Raw genomic sequence first — 24,805 nt, 5'->3', positions numbered from 1 at the left:
ATCATGAGCACATTTGCCACTAAAAGCGTGCATGCAGGTTACACTCCGGACGCTACCGGCGCGGTAATGCCGGCAATTTACGCCACCTCGACCTATGCGCAACCAGCGCCCGGCGAACCTGCCGGTTATGAATATTCACGCAGTGGCAATCCGACGCGCAGCGCGCTGGAAAACGCCATTGCCGAACTGGAGGGCGGCAGTCGCGGTTATGCATTTGCCTCGGGACTGGCGGCCTGCGCAACGGTACTGGAACTGCTCGATCAAGGCAGCCATCTGGTGGCGGTAGACGATTTGTATGGCGGTACCTACCGCCTGTTAGAGAAGGTGCGCAGCCGTAGCGCCGGGCTACGGGTGACCTATGTCGCCCCGGGCGACAGCGCCGCGCTGGAACAGGCGATCGAGCCCGATACCAAAATGATCTGGGTGGAAACCCCGACCAATCCGCTGCTGAAGCTGGCGGATCTGGCAGCCATCGCCGCGATCGCCAAAAAGCATCGACTGATCGGCGTAGTGGATAATACCTTCGCCTCGCCGGCGCTTCAGCGCCCACTGGAGTATGGGTTCGACGTGGTGCTGCATTCCGCCACCAAATATCTGAACGGTCATTCCGACGTGGTGGCCGGCGTCGCGGTGGTCGGCGACAACCCCGAATTGGCGCAACAGCTTGGCTTTTTGCACAATGCGGTGGGCGGTATCCTCGATCCGTTCAGCAGTTTCCTGACCCTGCGCGGTATCCGTACCCTGGCGCTGCGCATGGAACGCCACAGCCACAGTGCGCTGCGTATCGCCCAGTGGCTGGAGGGCCGACCACAGGTGGAAAACGTCTACTATCCCGGCCTGACCAGCCATCCGCAACACGCGCTGGCGGCGCGGCAAATGCAACAGTTTGGCGGTATGATCTCACTGCGCCTGAAGGGGGATGACGCCTATGCGCGTCGGGTGATTGGCCGCCTGTCGCTGTTCACGCTGGCCGAAAGCCTGGGCGGTGTGGAAAGCCTGATCGGCCAGCCGTTCAGCATGACCCACGCTTCAATCCCGCTGGAACAGCGGCTGAAATCCGGCATTGCGCCACAGTTGCTGCGCCTGTCGGTGGGCATCGAGGACGCCGACGATCTGATCGCCGATCTGCAGCAGGCGCTGGAAGAATAGCCTACGGTAGACAAACATTCATCCAACCGTCGCAAAAACGTCATCGGTGTTTCTTATGCTCAGCGCAATTTCGCCGCCGTGGCTGGCTGGCGATCCCCTTGTTCGCTATCCTTAAGCGCGAAATACCCCTGCCGGAGAAGCACCGATGGATTTAGCCCTGTTCGACCTGGATGAAACCCTGATTGACGACGACAGCGCCAGCTTATGGATCCGCTGGCTGGTATCTCAGGGGTTCGCGCCGGCGGAGCTGGCCACGCAAGAACAGCAGTTGATGCAGCATTACTATCAAGGCACCTTGTCGATGGAAGCCTACATGCGAGCGACGCTGGCACCGCTGGCCGGTTGCAGCGTGCCGACCGTTGCCGGCTGGGTGGAGCGCTACATCCGCCGCGATATTCTGCCGCGCGTCTACCCCGCCGCACGCGAGCGCCTGCAATGGCACCGTGAACGTGGCGATTGCATTCTGGTGGTTTCGGCCACCGGCGAGCATCTGGTGGCGCCGATTGCCGAGCGGCTGGGCGCCGACGGCGCGCTGGCCATCGGCGTCGAAATCGCCGCAGGCCGCTATACCGGCAATACCTATGGCACCATGACCTATCAGCAAGGCAAGGTGATCCGTCTGCAACAGTGGCTGGAACAGCAGACACAACGGCAATTCGCCTACATTCACGGTTACAGCGACTCGATCAACGATCGGCCGATGCTGGACTATGTCGACAGCGCAACGGTAATCAACCCGGATGCCGATTTACATGCGCTGGCGCTGCAGAACGGCTGGGAAGTGTGCCGCTGGGAACGCTGAAGAAAGGCAAAAAACGCATCCGACAGTGACAAATTACGGATTGTAGCGTAGGAATTAAGGCTAATCCGTCAATCAACCGAAGAGGCGTTTTATGCTGACCATCTGGGGCCGTGAAAATTCGAACAACGTCAGAAAAGTACTCTGGTGCGCCGCAGAACTGGAGTTGAGTTATCGCCATATCAATGCCGGCGGTGCCTATGGCAAGGTGGACGAGGCCGCCTATCGGGCGCTGAACCCAAACGGCCTGGTGCCGCTATTGCAGGACGATGACTTTGTACTGTGGGAATCCAACACCATCGTACGCTACCTGGCGGCCAAATACGGCCAGGCGCCGTTCTACCCGCAGGATCTGCAGCAGCGCGCCGCGGCCGAAAAATGGATGGATTGGGCGACCGCAACCATCGTCACCCCGTTTCGCCCGGTGTTCTGGGGCATGGTGCGCACCCCACCCGACCAGCGCGATATGCTGAAAATCGAAGCGGCCATCGCCGAGGTGGAAAAGTGCCTCGATATCGTTGAACACACCCTTTCCCAGCAGGCGTACCTGTCCGGCGACCAGCTCGGCATCGGCGACATTCCGCTCGGCAGCTTTATCTATGCCTGGTTTGAAATGCCGATCGCCCGCCGCCCACGTCCGCATATGGAACGCTGGTATCAGCAATTGTGCGCCCGACCGGCTTACCGCAGCGGCGTGATGTCCGCCATGACCTGATGTGCCCTGACGCCTCCCGGCGAGGCGTCAGGAGGCCCCCACCCGCAACAGCTTGCCGTCGCTGTCATCGGTCAGCAGATACAGATAACCGTCCGGCCCGGTACGAACCTCACGAATACGTTCGTTGCGATCGCTCAGCAGCCGCTCTTCCGCCACGATCTTGTCACCGACCAACGTCAGGCGAATCAAGGTTTTTTGCGCCAACGCGCCGATGAACAGCGAATGCTGCCAGGCAGGGAAGCGCGATGCATCATAAAACGCCATGCCGCTGATCCCCGGAGAGGTTTCCCAGTGGTGCAATGGCACTTCGGTGCCGTCGGCCTGCGCCCCCTTGGCTTCAGGGATCGGCGAACCGGAATAGTTAATACCATGGGTAGCAAGCGGCCAGCCATAATTTTTGCCGGCCTGCGGAATATTGACCTCGTCGCCGCCACGCGGGCCGTGTTCATGCTCCCAGACCACGCCGGTCCACGGGTTCAGCGCCAACCCCTGCGGGTTGCGGATACCGTATGACCAGATCTCTGCCCGCTTGCCCAACTGGCCGACAAACGGGTTGTCCGTTGGCACCTTGCCCTCGGCGGTCAGCCGCACGATCTTGCCTTGCAGCTTGTCCAGATCCTGCGCTGTCGGTCGTTGATTGTTTTCCCCCAGGGCAATAAACAGATGTCCCTGCCTGTCGAACACCATTTTGCCGCCAAAGTGGTTACCGACCGACAGCTTCGGCTGCTGACGGAAGATCACGCGGAAATCGTCCAGCCGGGCATTGTCGTTGCTCAAACGGCCATAACCCACCGCGGTGCCAGCCTTGCCATCGCTGCCACGCTCGGCAAAGCTGAGATAAACCCGCCGATTGCTGGCGAAGTCCGGTGACAACAACACCTCCAGCAGCCCGCCCTGTCCTCGCGCATACACCTGCGGCACGCCGGCGATCGGCGGCGACAGTCCCTTGTCCTGCTGCCACAAACGCAGGCGGCCAGGGCGTTCGGTAATCAGTATCCCCTGTTCGCCGGGTAAAAAGGCCAGCGACCAAGGGTGTTCAAGTTTGTCCTGTAATTGGGTTACCACCGGCGCGGCTTGCAACCAACCGCTAACCAATAACAAACCGGCCATCAATATCACTCGGGGCATGCATCCTCCTGGGTTAACAACGTGCTCATTCAGTGTAGCCCAGCTGAATGGCTTCGCCGTTTCGGTGTTTTATCAATCGGTTGCCTTTTGGCTACGCTATGCTTAAGTTAACGAGTAACCAAGGAGAACACATGGAAATCACCATTACCGCGGCGCTGGACGAGCAAACGCGTGAAGCCATTCGTCAGGGCCTGATGGCGCATAACCGCCCGTTTATCGATACCAGCCTGCGCACACCACTCAACGTTTTTGCCCAGGATGACGCCGGCCAGGTGATCGCCGGACTGACCGCCGTGACTTGGGGCAACTGGCTGAGCATCGATTGGCTATGGGTAGCCGATTCACAGCGCGGTAGCGGCATTGGCCGGCAGATAATGCACGCCGCCGAGCAGGCCGCCGTGGCTCGCGGCTGCCGCTATTGCCGCCTCGACACCTTCAGTTTTCAGGCGCGGCCGTTCTATGAAAAACTGGGCTATCAGCTACAAATGACGCTGCGGGATTATCCGGTGGAGCATGAATGCTATTTTCTCACCAAAACCATCGATAATTCACCGGCGGCATAATGAACAGTACCGACATGGTGGTAAACAGCGTGGCCTATAAGGCCGGAAAACGCTTGGGCGATGTGACCATCGACGATATCAGCGAAGTGGTGAAGCAAGCGGATGCCTTTGTCTGGCTCGGCCTGTGGCAGCCGGAAGACGCCTTCATGCGTAAAATCCAGGAAGAGTTCGGCCTGCACGATCTGGCGATCGAAGACGCGCTGTGCGCCCATCAGCGACCCAAAATCGAAACCTATGGCGACTCGTTATTTATCGTGGTGAAAACCGCGCATATCCAGGGCGAGGCCATTGAATACGGAGAAACTCACTTTTTCGTTGGTAAAAACTTCCTGATCACCGTCAGGCACGGCGCCTCCAGCAGCTATGCGCCGATCCGCGCCAAGGCCGAGGGCAATCCGAAACAGCTGTGCCGCGGGCCGGGCTTCGCACTGTATTCGATTATGGATTTTATCGTCGACAATTACCGGCAGATCGTCACGCACTTTGAGAGCGCGATTGAAACTATCGAAGCCAATATGTTCCAGTCCGACTTTGACCAGGCTGCGATCGCCCGCGTCCATAGCCTGCGGCGGCATCTGCTGGCGCTGCGCAACGCAGCGCTGCCGATGGACGAAATTTGCAGCCAGTTGATCCGCCTGCATGAAGAGGTGATCCCGAAGGATTTGCGCGCCTATGTGCGTGACGTGCAGGACCATGCGCGTCAGGTCGTGAACACCATTGACGACATGCGCGAAATGCTGACCAACGCCATGCATGTCAATCTGGCGCTGGTAACGGTCAAGCAGAACGAGGTGGTGAAACGGCTGGCCGGCTGGGGGGCGATTCTGGCTATTCCGACGGTGATTTTCAGCCTGTACGGCATGAACTTCGAAAATATGCCGGAACTGAAGCTGCCCTGGGCCTACCACGTCACGCTGGGCGTTACCGTGGTCGGCTGCGCCTTGCTGTACCGCAAACTGAAAGGCTCCGGCTGGCTGTAAACGCAGCACGTCGAGCGGAGAACTCGGCGCAAAACCACGCTTACGCTGCCCCCCTGAGGGGGATGGATGTAATCCGGCAACCCGACGGCGCTCTGCCGCCGAGGTCAAGCGACACCCGCCAGGCGCTCAGCTGACCGGCATGCGCGCCGGATCGGGATACTGGTATTCGAACCCCAGTTCTTTGCAAATGCGACTGCCGTCCACCAACCGCCCTTCCTGCGGCGCCTCGTCGGCAAACTGCGGGGGCGGCAACTGCAGCCGTTCGGCCAAGGCCGGATAAAACTCACGCTTGATGGGATGGCCTGGTGCGCACAAATTGTAAACGTGCCCGCCGCTCGGCAAATGCAACAGCAACTGAATGGCGGCGATGACGTCGTCCTGATGCACCAGATTGACTCCCAGCGATCCGCCCTTCACGTCCACCTTGCCGGCCAGGAAACGGCCTGGATGGCGTTCGGCACCGACCAGCCCGGCCAGACGCAAAATATCCACCGAGGTATTCGGCAGTTCATGCAGCCAGCGCTCCAGGTCGGCCAGCACTCGGCCAGACGCGCTGACCGGCGCTATCGGCGACGTTTCGCGCAGGGTGCCGGAATAGTCGCCGTAGACCGAGGTCGAGCTGGTAAAAATGATGCGCGCCACGTTGTACGCCATCGCGCTGTCCACCAGCATCCGCACCGCATTAAAGTAGTTTTCGCTGCCGTCGACGGTACGACGCGCCGGTAAGGTCACCACCAGCGCATCCACCTGTAACAGCGCATCCAGATCGTCTGGTTCGCAGATCAGCTCCGGCGTCAGTTCCAGTTGATAACATTCGATGCCGCTCAGGCGCGCGGCTTCGACACCGTCCGGGGTGGTTTTACTGCCAACCACTTCAAACCCGCGGCTCATCAGTGACAATGCCAACGGCATGCCCAGCCAACCCAGGCCAACAATGGCGACTTTTTTCATCTCTTCCTCTCCTGCACAGCGCAGCGATTGATTCGCTAAGGCTACGCCACTCGGTATTCGGTTACAATCAACGTACGCTACTCTGAGATAAAGCGGCGTATGGCTAATAACCAGACCCGTTTCAATGAATTAAATTTATGTCAGTAAAAAAGGGTTGCGCGATCTGCGCTCAATAGTTTAGGTTAATTAGCAATTGAGTCATTCCTGACATCATTATTACGAGATTACCATGACGCGCATTCAGTTCAGCCACCATCATCACCATCATCCTGACTAGTCTTTCAGGCGATGTGTGCTGGGAGACGGTTTTAGAATCTTCCAGTGGCGCGCAGATTGCAAGAGAGAGCCCTCGGAAGATTTCTTCCGAGGGTTTTTTTTTGGCTCCGGACAGACAGAACAAAAATTTCAATAACAAATTCATAAAATTACAGAGAGTAGAGGTTACCATGCTGGACAAAACACGTTTACGGATAGCAATGCAGAAATCAGGCCGCCTGAGCGAAGAGTCTCAGGAACTGCTGGCGCGTTGCGGTATCAAGATCAATCTGCAGCAACAGCGCCTGATCGCTTTCGCGGAAAACATGCCGATTGATATTCTGCGGGTGCGCGATGACGATATTCCGGGCCTGGTGATGGACGGCGTGGTCGATCTGGGCATCATCGGTGAAAACGTGCTGGAAGAAGAACTGCTCAACCGCCGTGCCCAAGGCGAAGACCCGCGTTACTTCACCCTGCGCCGCCTGGACTTTGGCGGTTGCCGTCTGTCACTGGCCACCGCACTCGACAGCGAGTATACCGGTCCGCAAAGCCTGCAAGATGCCCGTATCGCCACCTCTTATCCGCACATTCTCAAACAGTACCTCGACAAACAGGGCGTTCGTTTCAAATCCTGCCTGCTGAACGGTTCGGTCGAAGTTGCTCCCCGTGCCGGCCTGGCCGATGCCATCTGCGATCTGGTCTCTACCGGTGCAACGCTGGAAGCCAACGGCCTGCGTGAAGTGGAAGTGATCTACCGCTCGAAGGCCTGTCTGATTCAGCGCGACGGTGAAATGCCAGAAGCCAAACAGCAGTTGATCGATCGCCTGATGACGCGTATTCAGGGCGTGATCCAGGCGCGTGAATCCAAATACATCATGCTGCACGCGCCAAGCGAGCGGCTGGACGAAATCGTCGCGCTGCTGCCGGGTGCCGAACGCCCAACCATTCTGCCTTTGGCCGGTGCACAAAACCGCGTCGCGATGCACATGGTCAGCAGCGAAACCCTGTTCTGGGAAACCATGGAAAAACTGAAAGCGCTGGGCGCCAGTTCGATTCTGGTATTGCCGATTGAGAAGATGATGGAGTAAAGGCCATGTCGAACTTCAATACCCTGGTGAACTGGGCCGAATGCAGCGCGGAGCAGCGTAGCGAACTGTTGATGCGCCCGGCGATTTCCGCCTCGGACAGCATTACCCGCACGGTGCGCGAGATCCTCGATAACGTTAAAAGCAACGGCGACCGCGCATTGCGCGAATACAGCGCCAAATTTGACCGCACCGAGGTGAGCACGCTGCGCGTCAGCGCCGAGCAGATCGCCGCCGCCGCCGCACGTCTGGGCGACGATCTCAAACAGGCGATGGCGGTAGCGGTACGCAATGTGGACACTTTCCACAACGCGCAACGACTGCCAACGGTGGACATTGAAACCATGCCCGGCGTGCGTTGCCAGCAGGTCACCCGCCCGATTGACTCGGTCGGTCTGTATATTCCCGGCGGTTCTGCGCCGCTGTTTTCTACCGTGCTGATGCTGGCAACTCCGGCGCGTATCGCCGGTTGCCGCCGCGTAGTGCTGTGCTCGCCACCGCCGATTGCCGACGAAATCCTCTATGCCGCGCAGCTGTGTGGGGTACAGGAGGTATTCCAGGTCGGCGGCGCACAGGCTATCGCAGCGCTGGCATTCGGTACCGACTCGGTGCCACGGGTAGACAAGATCTTTGGCCCGGGCAACGCCTTTGTCACCGAAGCCAAACGTCAGGTTAGCCAACGTCTCGACGGTGCCGCCATTGATATGCCCGCCGGCCCGTCAGAAGTGCTGGTGATTGCCGATAGCGGCGCCACCCCGGCGTTCGTCGCCTCCGATCTGCTGTCGCAAGCCGAACACGGGCCGGATTCCCAGGTGATTTTATTAACGCCGGATGCCGCCATGGCACAGGCGGTGGCCGACGAGGTCGATCGGCAGTTGGCCGCATTGCCGCGTGCGGAAACCGCCCGTCAGGCGCTGGCCAGCAGCCGGTTGATCGTCGCACAGGATCTGGCGGAATGTCTGCGCATCAGCAACCAGTACGGCCCGGAGCACCTGATCATTCAGACCCGTAACGCCCGCGAACTGGTCGACGCCGTCACCAGCGCCGGTTCGGTGTTCCTCGGCGACTGGTCGCCAGAATCTGCCGGTGATTATGCTTCTGGCACCAATCACGTGCTGCCGACCTACGGTTACACCGCCACCTGCTCCAGCCTGGGGCTGGCGGATTTCCAAAAGCGCATGACGGTGCAGGAACTGACGCCGCAAGGCTTTATCAACCTGGCCGCCACCATTGAGCAGCTTGCCGCTGCCGAACAGCTGATCGCCCACAAGAATGCCGTCACTCTGCGCGTCGCCGCATTGAAGGAGCAAGCATGAGCATAGACAATCTGGCACGCCAGAACGTACGTGAGTTAACGCCTTACCAGTCGGCGCGCCGGCTCGGCGGCAAGGGCGACGTATGGCTGAACGCCAATGAATATCCATTGGCGCCGACCTTCGAACTGACCGCGCAGACCTTCAATCGCTATCCGGAATGCCAGCCGGCGTTGGTGATTGAACGCTATGCCGAATATGCCGGCGTGCAGAAACAGCAGGTGCTGGTCAGCCGTGGCGCGGACGAAGGCATCGAACTGCTGATCCGCGCATTCTGCGAGCCGGGTCAGGACGCCATTCTGTTTTGCCCGCCAACCTACGGCATGTACGCCGTCAGTGCCGAAACCTTCGGCGTCGAGCGCCGCACGGTAGCGGCGAAAGACGACTGGCAGCTCGATCTGCCGGCGATTGCCGACAGCCTGGATCACGTCAAGCTGGTGTATGTCTGCAGCCCAAACAACCCGACCGGCAACCTGATCGATCCGAACGACTTGCGCGCGCTGCTGGAGATGACCAAAGGCAAGGCGATTGTCGCGATTGACGAGGCCTACATCGAGTTTTGCCCGCAGGCCAGCGTGGTCGGCTGGCTGAACGACTATCCACACCTGGCTATCCTGCGCACCCTGTCGAAAGCGTTCGCGCTGGCGGGTCTGCGCTGCGGTTTTACCCTGGCCAATCCACCGTTGATCGCACTGTTGCTGAAGGTGATCGCCCCGTATCCGCTCTCCACTCCGGTGGCCGATATCGCCGCACAGGCGTTGAGCGTTGAAGGGCTGCGAGTGATGCGCCAACGGGTTGGCGAGATTGCCGCCAACCGCAGTTGGCTGCAGCAGGCATTGGCTGACTGCGCCTGTGTCGAACAGGTATTTGCCAGCGACAGCAATTATCTGCTGGTACGCTTTAGCGCCTCAAGTAATGTATTTAAAACCTTATGGGATCAGGGCATTATCTTGAGAGACCAAAATAAACAGCCTGGGCTGTCCGGTTGCCTGCGTATCACTATAGGCACCCGCGACGAATGTCAGCGCGTTATTGACGCACTCAAGACCCTGCCCGGAGCAACCGAGACTCGCCAGGAGCCAATGTGAGCCAGAAATTTCTCTTTATTGACCGTGACGGCACGCTGATTGCTGAACCCCCCGAAGATTTCCAGGTTGATCGCCTGGACAAGCTGGCGCTGGAGCCAGACGTTATCCCTTCCCTGCTGGCATTGCAGGCCGCAGGCTATAGCCTGGTGATGATCACCAATCAGGACGGGCTCGGCAGCGCCAGTTTCCCACAGGATACCTTCGATGCGCCGCACAATCTGATGATGCAGATCCTGTCGTCGCAAGGGATTCAGTTCGAGGATATCCTGATCTGCCCACACCTGCCGGCAGACAACTGCGACTGCCGCAAGCCAAAAACCGCGCTGGTAAAACATTATCTGGAACCGGGCGTGATCAACGTGGCCAACAGCTACGTGATCGGCGATCGCCAGACCGACGTGCAACTGGCGGCCAATATGGGCATTCAGGGCTTGCTGTATCAGCGTGAAACCCTCGGCTGGAAGGAGATCGCTCGTCAGTTGACCCAGCGCGATCGCCATGCCCACGTAAATCGCGTCACCAAGGAAACGCAGATTGACGTCAACGTCTGGCTGGATCGTGAAGGCGGCAGCAAGATAAAAACCGGCGTCGGCTTTTTTGATCACATGCTGGATCAGATCGCCACCCACGGCGGCTTCCGTATGGATATCCAGGTCAACGGCGATCTGTACATCGACGATCACCACACGGTGGAAGACACCGCGCTGGCGCTGGGTGAAGCGCTGAATAAAGCGCTGGGTGACAAACGCGGCATTGCGCGCTTCGGCTTCGTGTTACCGATGGATGAATGCCTGGCGCGCTGCGCGATGGACATTTCCGGCCGGCCGCACCTCGAATATAAAGCGGAATTCAACTATCAGCGCGTTGGCGATCTGAGCACCGAAATGGTTGAACATTTCTTCCGTTCACTGTCCTATACCATGGGCTGCACGCTGCACCTAAAGACCAAGGGCAAAAACGATCACCACCGGGTAGAAAGCCTGTTCAAGGTGTTCGGCCGCACGCTGCGCCAGGCGATTCGCGTTGAGGGTAATACCCTGCCGAGCTCGAAAGGAGTGCTGTGATGAACGTGGTGATTCTTGATACTGGCTGCGCCAATCTGTCATCGGTGACCTACGCGGTGCAACGCCTGGGTTACCAGCCGACGGTCAGCCGCGATCCCGAGATCGTGCTGCGCGCCGACAAACTGTTCCTGCCAGGTGTCGGCACCGCGCAGGCGGCGATGGAACAGCTGGAGCAGCGCGAACTTATCGAGCTGATCAAGGCCTGCACCCAGCCGGTGTTGGGCATTTGTCTCGGCATGCAGCTGTTGGCCAGCGGCAGCGATGAGAATGGCGGCATCAAAACGCTCGGCATCATCGACACGCCGGTACAACAGATGAGCGACGTTGGCCTGCCGTTGCCGCACATGGGCTGGAATCAGGTATCGGCCCAGGCAGGCAACCATCTGTTCCGCGGTATCGACGACGGTACCTACTTTTATTTTGTCCACGGTTATGCGATGCCAATATGCCCAAGCACCATCGCCCAGGCCAACTACGGCGAGCCGTTCACCGCCGCCGTGCAAAAAGACAATTTCTTCGGCGTGCAGTTTCATCCAGAACGTTCTGGTACGGCCGGCGCGCAACTGCTGAAAAACTTTCTGGAGATGTAGGCAGCATGATTATTCCCGCTTTGGATTTGATCGATGGCAACGTGGTGCGCCTGCATCAGGGTGATTACGGCCAACAACGCGACTACGGCAGCGATCCGCTGTTGCGGCTGCAGGATTATCAGCAGCAAGGCGCACAGGTGCTGCATCTGGTGGATCTGACCGGCGCCAAAGACCCGACGGCACGCCAGATCCCGCTATTGCGTAAACTGCTGGCCGGGGTGAACGTGCCGGTGCAGGTAGGCGGCGGTATTCGCAGCCAACAGGACGTTGAGGCGCTGTTAGAGGCCGGCGCCAGCCGGGTGGTGATTGGCTCTACCGCCGTCAAACAGCCGGCGCTGGTGCAGAGCTGGTTTGAGCGCTATGGCGCCGACGCGTTGGTACTGGCACTGGACGTACGCATCAATGCCGAAGGCAGCAAGCAGGTAGCCATCAGCGGCTGGCAGGAAAATTCCGACGCCCAGTTGGAACAGGTGGTTGAACAGTTTCTGCCCTATGGTCTGAAACACGTTCTTTGTACCGATATTTCACGCGACGGTACCCTGGCCGGTTCCAACGTGGCGCTATACCGGGAAATCTGCCAGCGTTATCCGCAGATCGCCTTTCAGGCGTCCGGTGGCATTGGCGGGCTGGATGATATTGCGGCGCTGCGCGGCAGCGGCGTAGAAGGCGTTATCGTGGGGCGCGCCCTGCTGGAAGGTAAATTTAGCGTTGAGGAGGCGATCGCATGCTGGCAAAACGGATAATACCCTGCCTGGACGTGAAGGACGGACAGGTGGTGAAAGGCGTGCAGTTTCGCAACCACGAAATCATTGGCGACATCGTGCCGCTGGCGCAGCGTTATGCGCAAGAAGGTGCCGACGAGCTGGTGTTTTATGATATCACCGCCTCAAGCGACGGCCGCGTGGTGGATAAAAGCTGGGTGTCACGCGTGGCGGAAGTGATCGATATTCCCTTCTGTGTCGCCGGCGGCATCAAAAGCGTCGATGACGCCAGCCAGATACTGTCTTTCGGCGCAGACAAGATTTCGATCAACTCACCGGCATTGGCGGATCCCAGCCTGATCGGTCGCCTGGCGGATCGTTTTGGCGTGCAGTGCATCGTGATCGGCATTGATACCTGGTATGACAGCGAAAGCGGCAAGTATCACGTCAATCAGTATACCGGCGACGAAAGCCGCACCCGCGTTACCCAATGGGAAACGCTGGACTGGGTGAAAGAAGTGCAAAAACGCGGTGCCGGCGAGATCGTGCTGAACATGATGAATCAGGACGGGGTGCGTAACGGCTACGATCTGCAACAGCTGCAGCGCGTGCGCGAGGTGTGCAACGTGCCGCTGATCGCTTCGGGCGGCGCCGGCACCATGGAACACTTCCTGCAGGCCTTCCGTGACGCCAACGTTGACGGCGCCCTGGCCGCATCGGTGTTCCATAAGCAAATTATCAATATCGGCGAACTGAAACGGTTCCTGGCCGATCAAGGCGTGGAGATTCGCGTGTGTTAACAGAACAACAAAAAAACCGGCTCGATTGGCAAAAAACCGGCCAGCTGATGCCGGCGATCGTCCAGCATGCCGTTTCCGGTGAAGTGCTGATGCTGGGTTATATGAACCAGGAGGCGCTGGCAGCGACCGAGCAAAGCGGCAAAGTGACCTTTTTCTCGCGCAGCAAACAGCGCCTGTGGACCAAGGGCGAAAGTTCCGGCAACGTCCTCAATGTGGTCAGCATCACGCCGGACTGCGATAACGATACGCTACTGATTCTGGCCAGGCCGATCGGCCCGACCTGTCACCTTGGCAACAGCAGTTGCTTCCACCCGGCGAACAGCGACTGGGGCTTCCTGTATCAGTTGGAGCAGTTGCTGGCAGAGCGCAAGCATGCCGATCCGAGCAGTTCCTACACCGCCAGCCTGTACGCCAGCGGCACCAAGCGCATCGCGCAAAAAGTCGGCGAAGAAGGCGTGGAAACCGCACTGGCCGCAACGGTCAACGATCGTGCCGAGCTGACCAACGAAGCGTCAGATCTGATTTACCATCTGCTGGTATTGCTGCAGGATCAGCAGCTGGATCTCAGTACGGTGATCGGCCGTCTGCGCGAGCGCCACGCCAAATAACCGAATTTTGGCCAAAAAAAACCCGGCAGCGCCGGGTTTTAATCAACATAATCCGATCGTTACGACGTTCTCTTCAGATCTTTCACCGCATTGCGCAAAATGACAATCGCCGAGCCGACGATCAGGCCGACAATCAGCGCCAGCAAAATGGTCAGCGCGCGTTTCGGACTGTCACGCAACTCGGGCAGATCGGGACGCTGGATATAGCGGTAGGCGCTCAACCCGTCCAGGTTTTCTTCATAATTGTTCAGTGCAATCAACGCACGCTGGGTTTCATAGTACTCACGATCCAGCGCCAGAGGACGCGTACTTTCGTTGGCCAGCAACGAATTCAGCGCCGGTGCGCCCAGCAGGAACAGGCTGTCATCGGACAGGTCTTCCGACATCTGGACCTTCGGCTCCTGGATCTTGGCCGCCGTCGCGACTTTCACGGCTTCGCGCAGCACTTTCAAGCGCTGATTCTTTTTCTCTTCGGCCACGCCCAACTGTGCGGCAAGCGTTTCGTTTAATTCCTTTTTCTTCACCACCAGCGTGCTTTTAATGTCATCTTTGGCACCGTTCACCACCACGCGGTTGACGTTATCAATGTAGACCTGCAGTTTTTTCTGCGCTTCGGCGGCGCTGGTAGCGGTAAAGGAGATCCGCAGAGGATCGTTGGAGCCGCTGACCAAAGGATTAACGTTCAGTTTCAATGGCGTTTTCATACGTTGTAACGACATCGACAAGGAAGTCATGGTTCCATTGAAGCGGTTGAACAGCAGTTCCTGCAACGCCGGAATAGAGGTTTTATCCTGTGGCGAAGAGGTGAAAATAATATTTTGCGCAGTATTGTAGTTGGCCAGCTGGCCGGCCGTCGGACGACTCACCACCGCTTCCGAGGTCCATTGCTGTTTGGCAACCGCCAAATAAATGCCACCCAGAATCAATGTCACTATGATCGAAATAATTATCGTCTTTTTACCCTGCCATAACTGGAGTACGACGCCAATCAGGGAAAAGTCATCGCCGCGTGAAGAGGCTAACGGTTTATTTTCAAAAGTCATATATTTCTCAGACAATTAACAGGCATGAAAATCAAAAAATTGCGCGTTGCCGTGTGACAAATGACGCGATGAGGGAGATGCTGGAGAAGATGCAAAAACGTTCTTCCAGGCGGAAGAACGTTTTGTTTTTAAACCTTATGACCGCTGGAAACTCAGCTCAGCCATTCGGTGTGGAACACGCCTTCTTTATCGGTGCGCTTGTAAGTGTGCGCACCGAAGTAGTCGCGCTGCGCCTGGATCAGGTTCGCCGGCAGCACCGCAGAACGGTAGCTGTCATAGTAGGCGATGGCAGCGGAGAAGGTTGGCGTCGGGATACCGTTTTGTACCGCATAGGAAACCACATCACGCAGCGCCTGCTGGTATTCGTCGGCGATTTGCTTGAAGTAAGGCGCCAGCAGCAGGTTGGCGATGTCGGCATTTTCTGCGTAGGCATCGGTGATCTTCTGCAGGAACTGCGCACGAATGATGCAGCCGGCGCGGAAGATCTTGGCGATCTCGCCGTAGTTCAGATCCCAGTTATTTTCTTTGGACGCCGCTTTCAGCTGTGAGAAGCCCTGCGCGTAAGAAACGATTTTGCCCAGGTACAGAGCGCGACGCACTTTTTCGACAAACTCGGCCTTGTCACCGGAGATGACCGCCGCCGTTGGGCCGCTCAGCACTTTGGACGCGGCAACGCGTTGCTCTTTCAGCGAGGACAGGTAGCGCGCAAACACCGACTCGGTGATCAGCGACAGTGGCTCACCCAGATCCAGCGAGCTCTGGCTGGTCCACTTGCCAGTGCCTTTGTTGGCGGCTTCGTCGAGGATCACATCAACCAGGTATTTACCTTCTTCATCCTTTTTGGTGAAGATGTCTTTGGTGATGTCGATCAGGTAGCTGTTCAGTTCGCCTTTGTTCCATTCGGCAAAGGTGGTGGCCAGGTCTTCGTTGCTCAGGTTCAGCGCCTGCTTCAGCAGCGAGTAGGCTTCGGCAATCAGCTGCATGTCGCCGTATTCGATGCCGTTGTGTACCATTTTCACGTAGTGACCGGCACCGTCGGCGCCAATGTAGGTCACGCAAGGTTCGCCTTCGGCAACCGCGGCGATTTTCTCCAGGATTGGCGCAACCAGTTCATAGGCTTCTTTCTGGCCGCCAGGCATGATGGAAGGACCTTTCAGCGCGCCCTCTTCACCGCCGGAAACGCCGGTGCCGATGAAGTTGAAACCCTGGTCAGACAGTTCGCGGTTACGGCGAATGGTGTCCTGATAGTAGGTGTTGCCACCGTCGATCAGGATGTCGCCTTTATCCAGATGCGGCGTCAAAGACGCGATAGTCTTATCGGTTGCTTCGCCTGCTTTGACCATCAGCAAAATGCGACGTGGTTTTTCCAGCGATTCAACGAATTCTTCGACGGTATAGTACGGCGCCAGGTTTTTACCCGGGTTCTCGGCGATAACTTCGTCAGTCTTGTCTCCAGAACGGTTGAAGATGGAAACGGTATAACCGCGACTTTCGATGTTGAGTGCCAGATTGCGGCCCATTACCGCCATGCCGACAACGCCGATTTGTTGTTTGGACATTACTAACTCCTGTCTGAAGTAGGACGTCTGAGGCTACAACTCGTGCCTCAGCTATGTATCAAGCATGTTAACTCAGGTACAAGGAAAGAGGATAGCAATTGATGTGATAGGCAATAAAAGTAAGAAAAACACGCAGTAACTCCGCGTAATTGCTCATTTTTATTCCACACATCTGCAAATGACATGAATTCTTAACGCGTCAGCACCGCGAGAATTTCTTCTGTTTTTTCTTTCATTAATTGCCCGTTAGCCGACAACTCGACCTTCGGCCGCAATGCGAGCGCATCTCCACTGGCAAGCTTGCCTCGCGCCTGCTCGGCGATAAACACCTCAACGTATTTTCGACACCGTTGCCTTAAATCCGCCCGTAGCGATCGTGCAAACGCTCGATGTCATCTTCACCCAGATAATGTCCGGACCTGACCTCAATCATTTCCAAATCGATTTTACCCGGGTTTTCAAGCGTATGAACGCTACCGGCGGCGATGAAGGTCGACTGGTTTTCCGCCAGATAAAACTCGTTACCATCAACGTTTACTTTTGCCATCCCGCTGACCACCACCCAGTGCTCGGCACGATGCAGGTGGCGCTGCACCGACAGGCCCTCCCCCGGACGAACGATGATTTTCTTCACTTCGAAGTGTTCGCCGCGGTCAATATCGCTGATTTTCCCCCACGGGCGGTAGGCCGATGAATGCTGGCGGAAGTGGTGGAGGTTGCGTTTTTTCAGTTCATCGACCACTTTTTTCACTTCCTGCACCCGGTCTTTTACCGAAATGAGCAATGCATCGTTGGTATTGATGACAACTATATTTTCTAGGCCAATAGTAGCGACCAAAGCGTTCTCTGAAGAAATATAGTTATTGCTCGAGTCGATGGAGATGATTTCGCCGTCCGTCACGTTACCCTGCGCATCTTTATCGGACACATCCCACAACGAAGACCAGGAACCCACGTCGCTCCAGCCGGCATCGATCGGGATCACCACCGCCGCCTGGGTTTTTTCCATCACCGCGTAGTCGATCGAGTCGCTTGGACAATGATTGAAAATCTGCTCATCGACGCGAATAAAGTTCATATCACGGTGGCTTTGCTGAATCGAGCGTTGCGTGATTTGATAAATTTCCGGGCTGAGGGTTTTCAATTCGGCCAGGAAGGTCTCCGCCTTGAACATAAACATGCCGCTGTTCCAGCTATATTCTCCGCTGGCCAAATATTCCCGCGCCTTTTCAAGGCAGGGTTTTTCCACGAAGGCATCAACCTCGAAGCACGCATCGCAGAACGCACTACCGCGTTTGATGTAACCGTAACCGGTTTCCGGATGTTCAGGGATGATGCCGAAGGTGACCAACTGCCGTTTGGCAGCGTATTCCATTGCCAGGTTAATTGCGCGGTGGAAAACATCCACGTTCTTGATCAAATGGTCAGCGGCCAGTACCAACAGCGTATCACCCGGGCTGCTTTCCGCTGCCAAATGCGCAGCCAGCGCCACTGCCGGCGCGGTGTTACGGCCACTTGGCTCCAAGATGATATTGCTACCCAGACGTTCGATTTCGCGCAGTTGCTCAGCAACCAGGAAGCGATGCTGTTCATTGCAAATCACCAACGGATCCGCAACCTCGATGCCTTGCAGACCGGTCAGGCGCTGCAGGGTTTGCTGCAATAAACTGAAGCCCGTATTATCAATCGATAAAAACTGCTTGGGAAAAGCTTCGCGCGACAGAGGCCACAGACGGCTGCCGGTACCACCTGCCATGATGACAGGAATTAACTTGGACATGAGTTAACCTTCGATTAATTTATCAATCTGCTCGACAAACGGTTGTAATTGCGTGGCCCAGCTTTGATTGCGTGCAATGAAGGCCTTGCCGTTTAGCGAAATGCGTTGATAGTAGTCTTGATTGCTGTTCAGTTTCAAAACTGCCTGTACGTAGTCGTCTACGCTTTCGGCAATGATCAGATCCCGATCCGGCTGCGCATGGATGCCTTCATAACCGATGGAAGAAACAATCGCCGGAATGCCATGCGCCATATATTCCAGCACTTTGTTTTGCACGCCGGCGCCAAGGCGCACGGAACAGATACCGGCCAGTGCCGGCACCGTATAATGACCGATGTCTTCGATCTCCCCCGTCACTTCAACGCCTGGGTACTGCAGCAGGCTCTTGATGCTGCTTTCTTGGATACGGCCAATCACCACGAAGGTATAATCGCCATGCTGGCGTAATACCGGCATCACTTTACTGGCAAACCACAGGGCGGCATCCATGTTCTGCACGGAATTCATATTGCCGATAAAGACCAAACGTTTTGAATCATTCTTTTCGCTGTTAGTGTAGGACGACATATCTACGCCGTTAGAACACACCAAAACTTTATTATCGTAGTTATTTTTATATAAATATTCTTTGTCTACTTTAGAAACAAATACTGCCAAATCAATTTTTTCGATTAATTGTCTTTCATAACAGTTCAAGCGATTTTGCTCGAGCGAGTAAATGAAGTTTTTTAACCCCGCCTTACCCGCGACCTGACGCACCCGTTCGTAATTCATCGAGATGGCGTCGGTCATCTCTACCACTTTAGGTTGGGGAAGATTAACGATGTATTCGCTGGTGCGCACCAGGTGCGCCAATAACAGCTGACACTCTCTGGCCTTGCTGTTGACCAGCTGTTGAAACTCGTCCGAACGGTAGTAGGCAATCTGCAATGGCGTACGTTTAAAAACGTTTACCATTGTCAGCAGTGTGTTCAGTCGGGATTTCCAGGTGGGCAACATGACGCGATGCACTTCTGAAAATACGCCGTCCTGCGGCACCGGATAGTTTAATTCGCTTGGCGTTTCACAGAGAGAGACCAGAATCAATTCATACTTTTTGGCGAGTTCTTTGCAAATATTAAATATTCTCAAACGGTCACCGCCAATTACCGGATATGGAAACCGCGGGGTGACTATCAAAATTTTATTCACCGTTCCCTCTCTTCAGTAGACGGTTTAATTCACTTTCTATTTGATGATGCTCTTGCGGCGCACGCGGCGAATAAAACGCGTCGCCAAACCCTTGCCCCAAGAAACGCTCCATGGCGGCCAGCCCTTGCTTGAAGTCATGGCCGTCGCGGTACAGCCAGACAAATTCGTCACGCTGCTCTTTGAAGGTAGCAATGTCGGACGCCAGGACCAGTTTACCGGCCAGTTTACCTTCGGCAATGGTACGCCCGTACCCTTCGTTAAGCGAATGCGCCCAGACAAACGAACAAGAGTGATACAGTGCGACAATGTCTTCATCGGCAATCTGCGGATAGATGGTCACGTGCTGCTGAATAGCCGCGAACTCGGGCCGTGCGAGCATCGAACGATCGCCGCTCATGCCAATCACCCGCAGCGGCAGCTGGCGGTATAACCCGCTTTGCAGGTAAAGCATCAGCGCGCCGTGGAAATCTTTGTTTTCGCCGCGTCCGGAACACAGCAGGATGAACTTTTCATCCGAAGGGCTGGTTTTGGCAATCAGGCTCTCGAAGCGATAAAAACCGTTGAGTAAAACGCGCTTTTCACACGCCGGGAAGCAGTTATAGATATTGGCCTGCCGCAAGATCGCCTGGGAAACAAAAAACACCTTGCGCTTCAAGGCGCAGGCAAACTGCTGACTGATACGAATATACAACGCCGCAAAGCTGGTTTTTTTATTCGGGATAAAGTCATGCACCACCATCACCGACTTTGGCGAGAGCGCCCCCAACAGGGCGATCGAATTATAAGGATAAATGGTGACTGTCGCCCGTGAAAACCAGGCGTAAAGCGGTACGTAGCATTGCTCGAACAGTACAAAGAGAATATTAATCAGCCCGCGTGGCAGCTTGTACCATAAACGAGGCATGCGCAGCTGGACACACTCATAGCCCAGTTTATTCAGGGCAAACGCAAGATTGTCACAGTATACCGGGATACCTCGATGGAGGTAGCCAGAGAAAAAATTGTTAATCAAGATTTTTTTCATCAGATTGCTGTGGCCTTACAAAAAAAAGATAGGAAATCAAAATAACGGGCAACGCTTTAAACAACGAGACGAAGGGTTGAACCATCTCCGCGCGGGTCGTATAGAACAGGAACGGCAGCATGGCGATACCGCACAGGTTCAGAATTGGATTGCGCGTTTGCAATAATTTATCAATCACCACGATAAACAGGATGCAATAGCCGAACAGCACCAGCGGGAACAGCACCGTGGAGACAATCATCGACTCAAGCAGAATCGACGATGACAGGGCAATCCCCTCGCTGGCACCGGAGAGCGCCACATGGGTATAGGCCTGTGCAACCGTTGCGTCACCGCTACCGATGCCAATCAGATCGAAGAACTGTCTGAACACCAGGGCCGGGTCGACGCCGGCCAATACCTCCGGCCCGCTCGACATTTGCAGTACGTCCTTGATGCCAAACACGGTCGAAGAAAGCGAATCCAGCACGATCAGCAGGTAGCTGGTGAAATCGATGGTAAAACCTTCACGCACGTATGACACCACGCTGAGCAACACAAACACCGCGATCACCGGTACCACCCCGGTCATACGCTTAAACAGCTGGTAACCCCGTTGTCTGTTTTGTATTGCCACCAAAATGAACAGCGCCATCAATGAGAAGAAAAACTTGTTCCTGACGCCGATCACCAGATCCGAGGCAATCATCAACAAGCCAATGAACTTCACCTTTTTAGAGCTGGGGAACAGGAACACCGCCAGACCGAGCACATTGGAGAACCCGCTGATCGAACGAATGATAAACGGCACCGAGGCGTGCAACTCATCGCCCTCGGTATAAATCGCCAAGTGACCCAGCCCGGAAGAAATCAGGAATGATGCGTAGACAAATATTTTATAAAACTGGCAAACCGCCACCAGCAGAAACACCAGATAGAAAATCTGGCTTAACTGATACTCGTTGCGCCAGGTCGTGGCCTTGACCTCAAACAGAGGACAGCAGGCAAACAGGAACAGGTTGACCCAGATAACCGACAGTAAAAAAAGCTGAAAATTGGCGTCCGTGGTCGTATAGATAAGATAGACCGCCGGTATGCCCAGTATCAGCGAAAACATAAAGCAGAACATCAGCGCCAGCGAGAAGTAACGTATCCGGTTAAAGTAGAAAAACGCCAACACGCTGAAGAAGAGGATACTGACGATGGCAAAGGTAATATTTCTGTTACTGTCGAGCAGGTTCAGCGCCGAGGTTATCGCCATGAAAACCGCAAACAGCGCGGCAAGAGAAAATGTCAAAACGACATTTTGCTTCCTCATGTCTATCTGCAGGGGGGAATAGGTTTGGCTCATAAAGTAGGCTTGTCTTTTTTCATATAGATAAACAGGAAGAGTAATAAGCAGACAAAACTGATCGACTCTACCAGCAGAATAGAGCCTGCGGTGCCAGTCACCCCCCAACGGGTGGTGGCATAGTACATCGCCGGCAATGCGACGATAAAGCACAGAATGGAGGTAAACAGACCGACCTTGAATAACCCTTGCGATTGCAGCATTGCCGTCAGCGCGCCGTTAACGCACTTGACCGCGGCAATCATTAAGAAGATCACGATCAGGCTTTGGGTATACGCATTATCCAGCAGGAAATACTTGCCAAACAGCAGTATCAACAGGTAATAAGCGAGCGTCGAAAATAGGGTGTAGCCAATAATCAAGCCGAAAAACTTGGTTAACAACGCCGAGCAATTACGATTGAAACCGAGCGGAATACCGCAGAACTTGGCATATGCCACCGTCGACAGCACCGATGACACCATCACCAGCGGATCGACCATGCGGAAAACCTGCCCATAGGCAGCCAGGTTTTCCGGCGAGAAATGCTTGATGTAGAAGTTATCCAGACGGCTGTAAAATATGACGATAACCGCAGTAAGCCCAATGCTGTAGGTATGTCGATAGAGCGGCGCAATCTCTTTTAACCGGCTGAGGCGCAATACCCGCAGCCAGGAAAAATCGGTGGCGAACATCAGTTTACTCACCACCAGCAACGAGAAGATCACCTCAACGCACAGATATACCCAGGGTGATAACGCCATGGCCGAAAAATAACTGATGGCAAAAAACACCCCCAGTAACAACGTGGCCAAAATAACCCGATCCAACAGCATGCGGTTATTGTTCTGCGACTGAAAATAACTGACTGCCAGATTAAATAATAACGAGAAAGGCAACACCAGCGCTAATGGCAGCAGGAAACCTGCCTCATAGCCTTGGAAAATCAACACGGAAAAAACCACCAGGCTGACGATCACACCAACGCTGATTTTTTGTAAACACACCAACTCAAGCAACCGCGTTCTTTCTTGCTGCTGTAATTCGGTATAACGACGGATAACAAATACATCGACACCGAAATCAACCACGATCCGCATGATTTCGATGATACCGACCAGCAGCACAAAGTCCCCGCCGTTTTCGATACCTAAAGAACGGGTAATAAGGATAATGGCCAGCGTTTTAAGACTGAAATAACATATTTTATTAATCAGCGAATAAAAACCATCTGATAATATTTCTTTAATCATTTTACTACTCAGCCATGCGCTTGTTTATTACTCAAACCTGTTTCAGAAGGCCACGGTTTGACGAAAATGGCATTATTTCTGGCTTAACTCGCCAGCAAACAATGAAGAAAATTTAACAGATAGCCGTACTGCGTAATGAAAACCGTTTACATTATACGCCGGCGACTTGTTTGGTTCGGAAATAACATCGGGGTTTAAACCTGCAGCACGCCTCGACAGCGCCGATTTTATGCACGCTACCGCCCTTGGCTTGCAGCTACCAATGCACTGGGGATTTCATAAACGGCGTTCATCGACCAAAAACGCCCGGCTTGACGTCCAGTTTCTGCCAGCGCGTGTCAATTAGATAACCGCTGTTAATACATTTACTAAACAAATTTGGCCAATATTACCATAGCGACTGAAACACCAACAGCGCCGCTGGCCAGCGATAGTAGGCCGTTTTCCCCTCGCCAGCAAATACAAATGATTTAAAAAAAACCGATTGCCTGATTTGCCTCCGCTAAGACATATCTTAGCGCTTGCCCTGCCCGACGCCAGAACCGCATATTTAATTTGCGCCTCAGTTGGCCGAGTCAAATAGCGATCTGATGCACCAGCAGATAATAACGCACGTTATTACCTTGCCGGCAAAGCTTATTCCGCAGCGGATCCGCTTGCCGGCAACGGGTTGATTTTACTTTTTATATCCCTGGGGATTGTTGCTCTGCCAGTTCCAGGTATCACGCATCATTTCATCAATGCCGCGTTTGACTTCCCAACCCAGCTCCCGCTTGGCCAACGCGGCATCGGCCCAGAACGCCGGCAGGTCGCCGTCTCGGCGTGGCAGAATTTGATAGGGGATCGTTACCCCAGCGGCTTTTTCAAAGGCATGAACCATCTCCAGCACCGAGTAACCGACCCCGGCGCCGAGATTGTAGGCTTTGCAGCCGCTGTTGCCGTTTAAATGATCCATCGCCATCAGATGCCCTTCGGCCAGATCCATAACGTGAATGTAATCACGCACCCCGGTGCCATCCTTGGTCGGATAGTCGCCGCCAAAGATACCGAGCTTCTCCAGTTTGCCGATGGCCACTTGCGCAATGTACGGCAACAGGTTGTTAGGAATACCGTTCGGATCTTCACCGATAAGCCCCGAAGGATGCGCTCCCACCGGGTTGAAGTAGCGCAGCGCGATAATGGAAAACGCCGGCTCGGCCTTGGCGAAATCCTGCAGAATCTGCTCGACCATCAGCTTTGAGGTGCCGTAAGGGCTGGTTGTGCCGCCGATCGGCGTGGTTTCTACGTACGGTACCGGCGCATTGGCGCCATAGACGGTGGCAGAAGAACTGAAGATAAACTGGTGTACGCCGGCCTCGCGCATCGCCTGCAGCAGAACCAGGGTGCCGGCAACGTTGTTCTGGTAATATTCTAACGGCTTGCGGGTAGACTCACCGACCGCCTTCAGACCGGCAAAATGAATCACCGAGGAGATGTCATGCGCGTCAAAAATGCGCTTTAGGCATACGCGATCCTGGATATCGCCCTGATAGAACACCGCGGCCTTGCCGGTTAATTGTTCGACCCGGTGCAGAGATACCTCGGATGCGTTCGACAAGTTATCCAGTACTACGACATTTTCACCACGCTCTAACAGCGCCAATACGGTATGTGACCCAATATAGCCGGCACCGCCGGTGACCAAAATCGCCATAACTTCTCCTCATTTGTGCCCGATGGCACGATATAGTTCGAACTCAGCTGCCTTATTCTACTCCTTAATTATCTTTCTGTGTGCTAACTGTCACCGTCATCAAAGTAGAAATGGACAAAAAAACCGCGGGTTGCTGCGGTCAACCTTCACGTCCGAGGTCA

General features: G+C 55.3%; 25 protein-coding genes and 1 other annotated feature. Of the genes, 14 read left to right on the top strand and 11 right to left on the bottom strand.

Features of this window, described 5'->3' with window-relative positions; translation table 11 throughout:
* The first annotated feature begins 3 nt into the window (after positions 1 to 3).
* The 3 genes from ACCC84_RS01425 (at position 4) to ACCC84_RS01415 (ending at position 2,663) form a co-directional block, all read left to right on the top strand.
* Positions 4 to 1,149 carry a trans-sulfuration enzyme family protein gene (locus ACCC84_RS01425; protein ID WP_371901472.1) on the top strand — a complete coding sequence of 382 codons (1,146 nt, stop codon included), beginning with the start codon at positions 4 to 6 and terminating at the stop codon, positions 1,147 to 1,149.
* 145 nt (positions 1,150 to 1,294) lie between these two features.
* Complete coding sequence (locus ACCC84_RS01420; RefSeq protein ID WP_004965169.1) at positions 1,295 to 1,951, top strand: HAD family hydrolase; 657 nt, start codon at positions 1,295 to 1,297, stop codon at positions 1,949 to 1,951.
* A 91-nt stretch (positions 1,952 to 2,042) separates the two neighbouring features.
* Positions 2,043 to 2,663: a glutathione S-transferase family protein gene (locus ACCC84_RS01415; RefSeq protein WP_004965171.1), complete on the top strand. Its 621-nt coding sequence runs from the start codon at positions 2,043 to 2,045 to the stop codon at positions 2,661 to 2,663.
* Between the two features lie 27 nt (positions 2,664 to 2,690).
* Here the strand turns inward: ACCC84_RS01415 and ACCC84_RS01410 are convergent, their stop codons facing one another.
* Positions 2,691 to 3,791: a PQQ-dependent sugar dehydrogenase gene (locus tag ACCC84_RS01410; RefSeq protein WP_371901471.1), complete on the bottom strand. Its 1,101-nt coding sequence runs from the start codon at positions 3,789 to 3,791 to the stop codon at positions 2,691 to 2,693.
* Between the two features lie 131 nt (positions 3,792 to 3,922).
* On the opposite strand from ACCC84_RS01410, the gene ACCC84_RS01405 reads away from it, so the two are divergent.
* Both ACCC84_RS01405 and ACCC84_RS01400 read left to right on the top strand, forming a co-directional pair.
* The gene (locus ACCC84_RS01405) at positions 3,923 to 4,354 is read left to right on the top strand and encodes a GNAT family N-acetyltransferase (protein ID WP_039992291.1); all 432 of its coding nucleotides are present in this window, start codon (positions 3,923 to 3,925) and stop codon (positions 4,352 to 4,354) included.
* The gene (locus ACCC84_RS01400; RefSeq protein WP_004965178.1) at positions 4,354 to 5,334 is read left to right on the top strand and encodes a magnesium and cobalt transport protein CorA; all 981 of its coding nucleotides are present in this window, start codon (positions 4,354 to 4,356) and stop codon (positions 5,332 to 5,334) included. The genes ACCC84_RS01405 and ACCC84_RS01400 overlap by 1 nt, the downstream gene beginning before the upstream one ends.
* 126 nt (positions 5,335 to 5,460) lie before the next feature.
* Here ACCC84_RS01400 and ACCC84_RS01395 read toward each other — a convergent pair whose 3' ends face one another.
* On the bottom strand, positions 5,461 to 6,285 hold the full coding sequence (locus ACCC84_RS01395; RefSeq protein ID WP_273867259.1) for an SDR family oxidoreductase: 825 nt from the start codon (positions 6,283 to 6,285) through the stop codon (positions 5,461 to 5,463).
* Positions 6,286 to 6,514: 229 nt separating this feature from the next.
* Here ACCC84_RS01395 and hisL point away from each other — a divergent pair, with 229 nt between their 5' ends.
* The 9 genes from hisL (at position 6,515) to hisIE (ending at position 13,792) form a co-directional block, all read left to right on the top strand.
* Positions 6,515 to 6,562 (top strand): his operon leader peptide, encoded by a 48-nt coding sequence (gene hisL, locus ACCC84_RS01390; RefSeq protein WP_101495319.1) that lies wholly within the window; start codon positions 6,515 to 6,517, stop codon positions 6,560 to 6,562.
* Positions 6,538 to 6,664: a sequence feature (His leader region), on the top strand. Its footprint overlaps the gene before it by 25 nt.
* A 67-nt stretch (positions 6,665 to 6,731) precedes the next feature.
* Complete coding sequence (gene hisG / locus ACCC84_RS01385; protein ID WP_039992292.1) at positions 6,732 to 7,631, top strand: ATP phosphoribosyltransferase; 900 nt, start codon at positions 6,732 to 6,734, stop codon at positions 7,629 to 7,631.
* Between the two features lie 5 nt (positions 7,632 to 7,636).
* Positions 7,637 to 8,944, top strand: a complete 1,308-nt coding sequence (gene hisD, locus ACCC84_RS01380) for a histidinol dehydrogenase (RefSeq protein ID WP_273867256.1) — start codon at positions 7,637 to 7,639, stop codon at positions 8,942 to 8,944.
* Positions 8,941 to 10,029 carry a histidinol-phosphate transaminase gene (gene hisC, locus ACCC84_RS01375; RefSeq protein WP_004965186.1) on the top strand — a complete coding sequence of 363 codons (1,089 nt, stop codon included), beginning with the start codon at positions 8,941 to 8,943 and terminating at the stop codon, positions 10,027 to 10,029. The genes hisD and hisC overlap by 4 nt, the downstream gene beginning before the upstream one ends.
* Positions 10,026 to 11,093 (top strand): bifunctional histidinol-phosphatase/imidazoleglycerol-phosphate dehydratase HisB, encoded by a 1,068-nt coding sequence (hisB, locus tag ACCC84_RS01370; RefSeq protein ID WP_004965189.1) that lies wholly within the window; start codon positions 10,026 to 10,028, stop codon positions 11,091 to 11,093. The genes hisC and hisB overlap by 4 nt, the downstream gene beginning before the upstream one ends.
* Positions 11,093 to 11,683 (top strand): imidazole glycerol phosphate synthase subunit HisH, encoded by a 591-nt coding sequence (gene hisH / locus ACCC84_RS01365; protein ID WP_004965191.1) that lies wholly within the window; start codon positions 11,093 to 11,095, stop codon positions 11,681 to 11,683. Before hisB ends, hisH begins: the two co-directional genes overlap by 1 nt.
* Before the next feature lie 5 nt (positions 11,684 to 11,688).
* The gene (gene hisA, locus ACCC84_RS01360; RefSeq protein WP_004965194.1) at positions 11,689 to 12,426 is read left to right on the top strand and encodes a 1-(5-phosphoribosyl)-5-[(5-phosphoribosylamino)methylideneamino]imidazole-4-carboxamide isomerase; all 738 of its coding nucleotides are present in this window, start codon (positions 11,689 to 11,691) and stop codon (positions 12,424 to 12,426) included.
* Positions 12,408 to 13,184 carry an imidazole glycerol phosphate synthase subunit HisF gene (hisF, locus tag ACCC84_RS01355; protein WP_004965196.1) on the top strand — a complete coding sequence of 259 codons (777 nt, stop codon included), beginning with the start codon at positions 12,408 to 12,410 and terminating at the stop codon, positions 13,182 to 13,184. The genes hisA and hisF overlap by 19 nt, the downstream gene beginning before the upstream one ends.
* A complete protein-coding gene (hisIE, locus tag ACCC84_RS01350) occupies positions 13,178 to 13,792 on the top strand; it encodes a bifunctional phosphoribosyl-AMP cyclohydrolase/phosphoribosyl-ATP diphosphatase HisIE (RefSeq protein ID WP_004965200.1) in 615 nt (204 codons plus the stop codon). Before hisF ends, hisIE begins: the two co-directional genes overlap by 7 nt.
* A 59-nt stretch (positions 13,793 to 13,851) precedes the next feature.
* On the opposite strand, the gene wzzB is transcribed toward hisIE, so the two are convergent.
* The 9 genes from wzzB to galE all read right to left on the bottom strand — a co-directional run bounded on the left by wzzB (position 13,852) and on the right by galE (position 24,644).
* Entirely contained in the window at positions 13,852 to 14,835 is a 984-nt protein-coding gene (gene wzzB / locus ACCC84_RS01345; protein ID WP_004965203.1) for an LPS O-antigen chain length determinant protein WzzB, read from the bottom strand.
* A gap of 152 nt (positions 14,836 to 14,987) precedes the next feature.
* Positions 14,988 to 16,394: an NADP-dependent phosphogluconate dehydrogenase gene (gnd, locus tag ACCC84_RS01340; RefSeq protein ID WP_198772782.1), complete on the bottom strand. Its 1,407-nt coding sequence runs from the start codon at positions 16,392 to 16,394 to the stop codon at positions 14,988 to 14,990.
* A 191-nt stretch (positions 16,395 to 16,585) separates the two neighbouring features.
* Positions 16,586 to 16,723, bottom strand: coding sequence for a hypothetical protein (locus ACCC84_RS01335; protein WP_164844323.1), 138 nt, complete (start codon positions 16,721 to 16,723; stop codon positions 16,586 to 16,588).
* 26 nt (positions 16,724 to 16,749) lie between these two features.
* Positions 16,750 to 18,174 (bottom strand): mannose-1-phosphate guanylyltransferase/mannose-6-phosphate isomerase, encoded by a 1,425-nt coding sequence (locus ACCC84_RS01330; RefSeq protein ID WP_273867248.1) that lies wholly within the window; start codon positions 18,172 to 18,174, stop codon positions 16,750 to 16,752.
* 3 nt (positions 18,175 to 18,177) lie between these two features.
* A complete protein-coding gene (locus tag ACCC84_RS01325) occupies positions 18,178 to 19,365 on the bottom strand; it encodes a glycosyltransferase family 4 protein (RefSeq protein WP_371901470.1) in 1,188 nt (395 codons plus the stop codon).
* Positions 19,358 to 20,269, bottom strand: coding sequence for a glycosyltransferase (locus tag ACCC84_RS01320; RefSeq protein ID WP_167535638.1), 912 nt, complete (start codon positions 20,267 to 20,269; stop codon positions 19,358 to 19,360). The genes ACCC84_RS01325 and ACCC84_RS01320 overlap by 8 nt, the downstream gene beginning before the upstream one ends.
* Before the next feature lie 100 nt (positions 20,270 to 20,369).
* Positions 20,370 to 21,665 carry an O-antigen polysaccharide polymerase Wzy gene (gene wzy, locus ACCC84_RS01315; protein WP_088499636.1) on the bottom strand — a complete coding sequence of 432 codons (1,296 nt, stop codon included), beginning with the start codon at positions 21,663 to 21,665 and terminating at the stop codon, positions 20,370 to 20,372.
* 50 nt (positions 21,666 to 21,715) lie between these two features.
* Positions 21,716 to 22,951, bottom strand: a complete 1,236-nt coding sequence (locus tag ACCC84_RS01310; protein ID WP_004965226.1) for a lipopolysaccharide biosynthesis protein — start codon at positions 22,949 to 22,951, stop codon at positions 21,716 to 21,718.
* Positions 22,952 to 23,627: 676 nt separating this feature from the next.
* A complete protein-coding gene (gene galE, locus ACCC84_RS01305) occupies positions 23,628 to 24,644 on the bottom strand; it encodes a UDP-glucose 4-epimerase GalE (RefSeq protein ID WP_004965229.1) in 1,017 nt (338 codons plus the stop codon).
* Positions 24,645 to 24,805 lie beyond the last annotated feature (161 nt).

The sequence above is a fragment of the Serratia odorifera genome (assembly GCF_041448735.1).
Classification (GTDB): Bacteria; Pseudomonadota; Gammaproteobacteria; order Enterobacterales; family Enterobacteriaceae; genus Serratia_F; species Serratia_F odorifera.
The sequence above is the reverse complement of the archived record's forward strand: the minus strand, read 5'-3'. Positions and strand labels throughout refer to the sequence as shown.

What these genes read in the sequence shown, in the direction of transcription:
- ACCC84_RS01405 (WP_039992291.1), top strand. Translation starts at nt 3,923, where the DNA reads ATGGAAATCACCATTACCGCGGCGCTGGACGAGCAAACGCGTGAAGCC.
- hisH (WP_004965191.1), top strand. Translation starts at nt 11,093, where the DNA reads ATGAACGTGGTGATTCTTGATACTGGCTGCGCCAATCTGTCATCGGTG.
- ACCC84_RS01415 (WP_004965171.1), top strand. Translation starts at nt 2,043, where the DNA reads ATGCTGACCATCTGGGGCCGTGAAAATTCGAACAACGTCAGAAAAGTA.
- ACCC84_RS01395 (WP_273867259.1), bottom strand. Translation starts at nt 6,285, where the DNA reads ATGAAAAAAGTCGCCATTGTTGGCCTGGGTTGGCTGGGCATGCCGTTG.
- hisC (WP_004965186.1), top strand. Translation starts at nt 8,941, where the DNA reads ATGAGCATAGACAATCTGGCACGCCAGAACGTACGTGAGTTAACGCCT.
- wzzB (WP_004965203.1), bottom strand. Translation starts at nt 14,835, where the DNA reads ATGACTTTTGAAAATAAACCGTTAGCCTCTTCACGCGGCGATGACTTT.
- galE (WP_004965229.1), bottom strand. Translation starts at nt 24,644, where the DNA reads ATGGCGATTTTGGTCACCGGCGGTGCCGGCTATATTGGGTCACATACC.
- gnd (WP_198772782.1), bottom strand. Translation starts at nt 16,394, where the DNA reads ATGTCCAAACAACAAATCGGCGTTGTCGGCATGGCGGTAATGGGCCGC.
- hisD (WP_273867256.1), top strand. Translation starts at nt 7,637, where the DNA reads ATGTCGAACTTCAATACCCTGGTGAACTGGGCCGAATGCAGCGCGGAG.
- ACCC84_RS01310 (WP_004965226.1), bottom strand. Translation starts at nt 22,951, where the DNA reads ATGATTAAAGAAATATTATCAGATGGTTTTTATTCGCTGATTAATAAA.
- hisF (WP_004965196.1), top strand. Translation starts at nt 12,408, where the DNA reads ATGCTGGCAAAACGGATAATACCCTGCCTGGACGTGAAGGACGGACAG.
- hisG (WP_039992292.1), top strand. Translation starts at nt 6,732, where the DNA reads ATGCTGGACAAAACACGTTTACGGATAGCAATGCAGAAATCAGGCCGC.
- hisA (WP_004965194.1), top strand. Translation starts at nt 11,689, where the DNA reads ATGATTATTCCCGCTTTGGATTTGATCGATGGCAACGTGGTGCGCCTG.
- ACCC84_RS01420 (WP_004965169.1), top strand. Translation starts at nt 1,295, where the DNA reads ATGGATTTAGCCCTGTTCGACCTGGATGAAACCCTGATTGACGACGAC.
- ACCC84_RS01410 (WP_371901471.1), bottom strand. Translation starts at nt 3,791, where the DNA reads ATGCCCCGAGTGATATTGATGGCCGGTTTGTTATTGGTTAGCGGTTGG.
- ACCC84_RS01425 (WP_371901472.1), top strand. Translation starts at nt 4, where the DNA reads ATGAGCACATTTGCCACTAAAAGCGTGCATGCAGGTTACACTCCGGAC.
- ACCC84_RS01330 (WP_273867248.1), bottom strand. Translation starts at nt 18,174, where the DNA reads ATGTCCAAGTTAATTCCTGTCATCATGGCAGGTGGTACCGGCAGCCGT.
- ACCC84_RS01400 (WP_004965178.1), top strand. Translation starts at nt 4,354, where the DNA reads ATGAACAGTACCGACATGGTGGTAAACAGCGTGGCCTATAAGGCCGGA.
- ACCC84_RS01320 (WP_167535638.1), bottom strand. Translation starts at nt 20,269, where the DNA reads ATGCCTCGTTTATGGTACAAGCTGCCACGCGGGCTGATTAATATTCTC.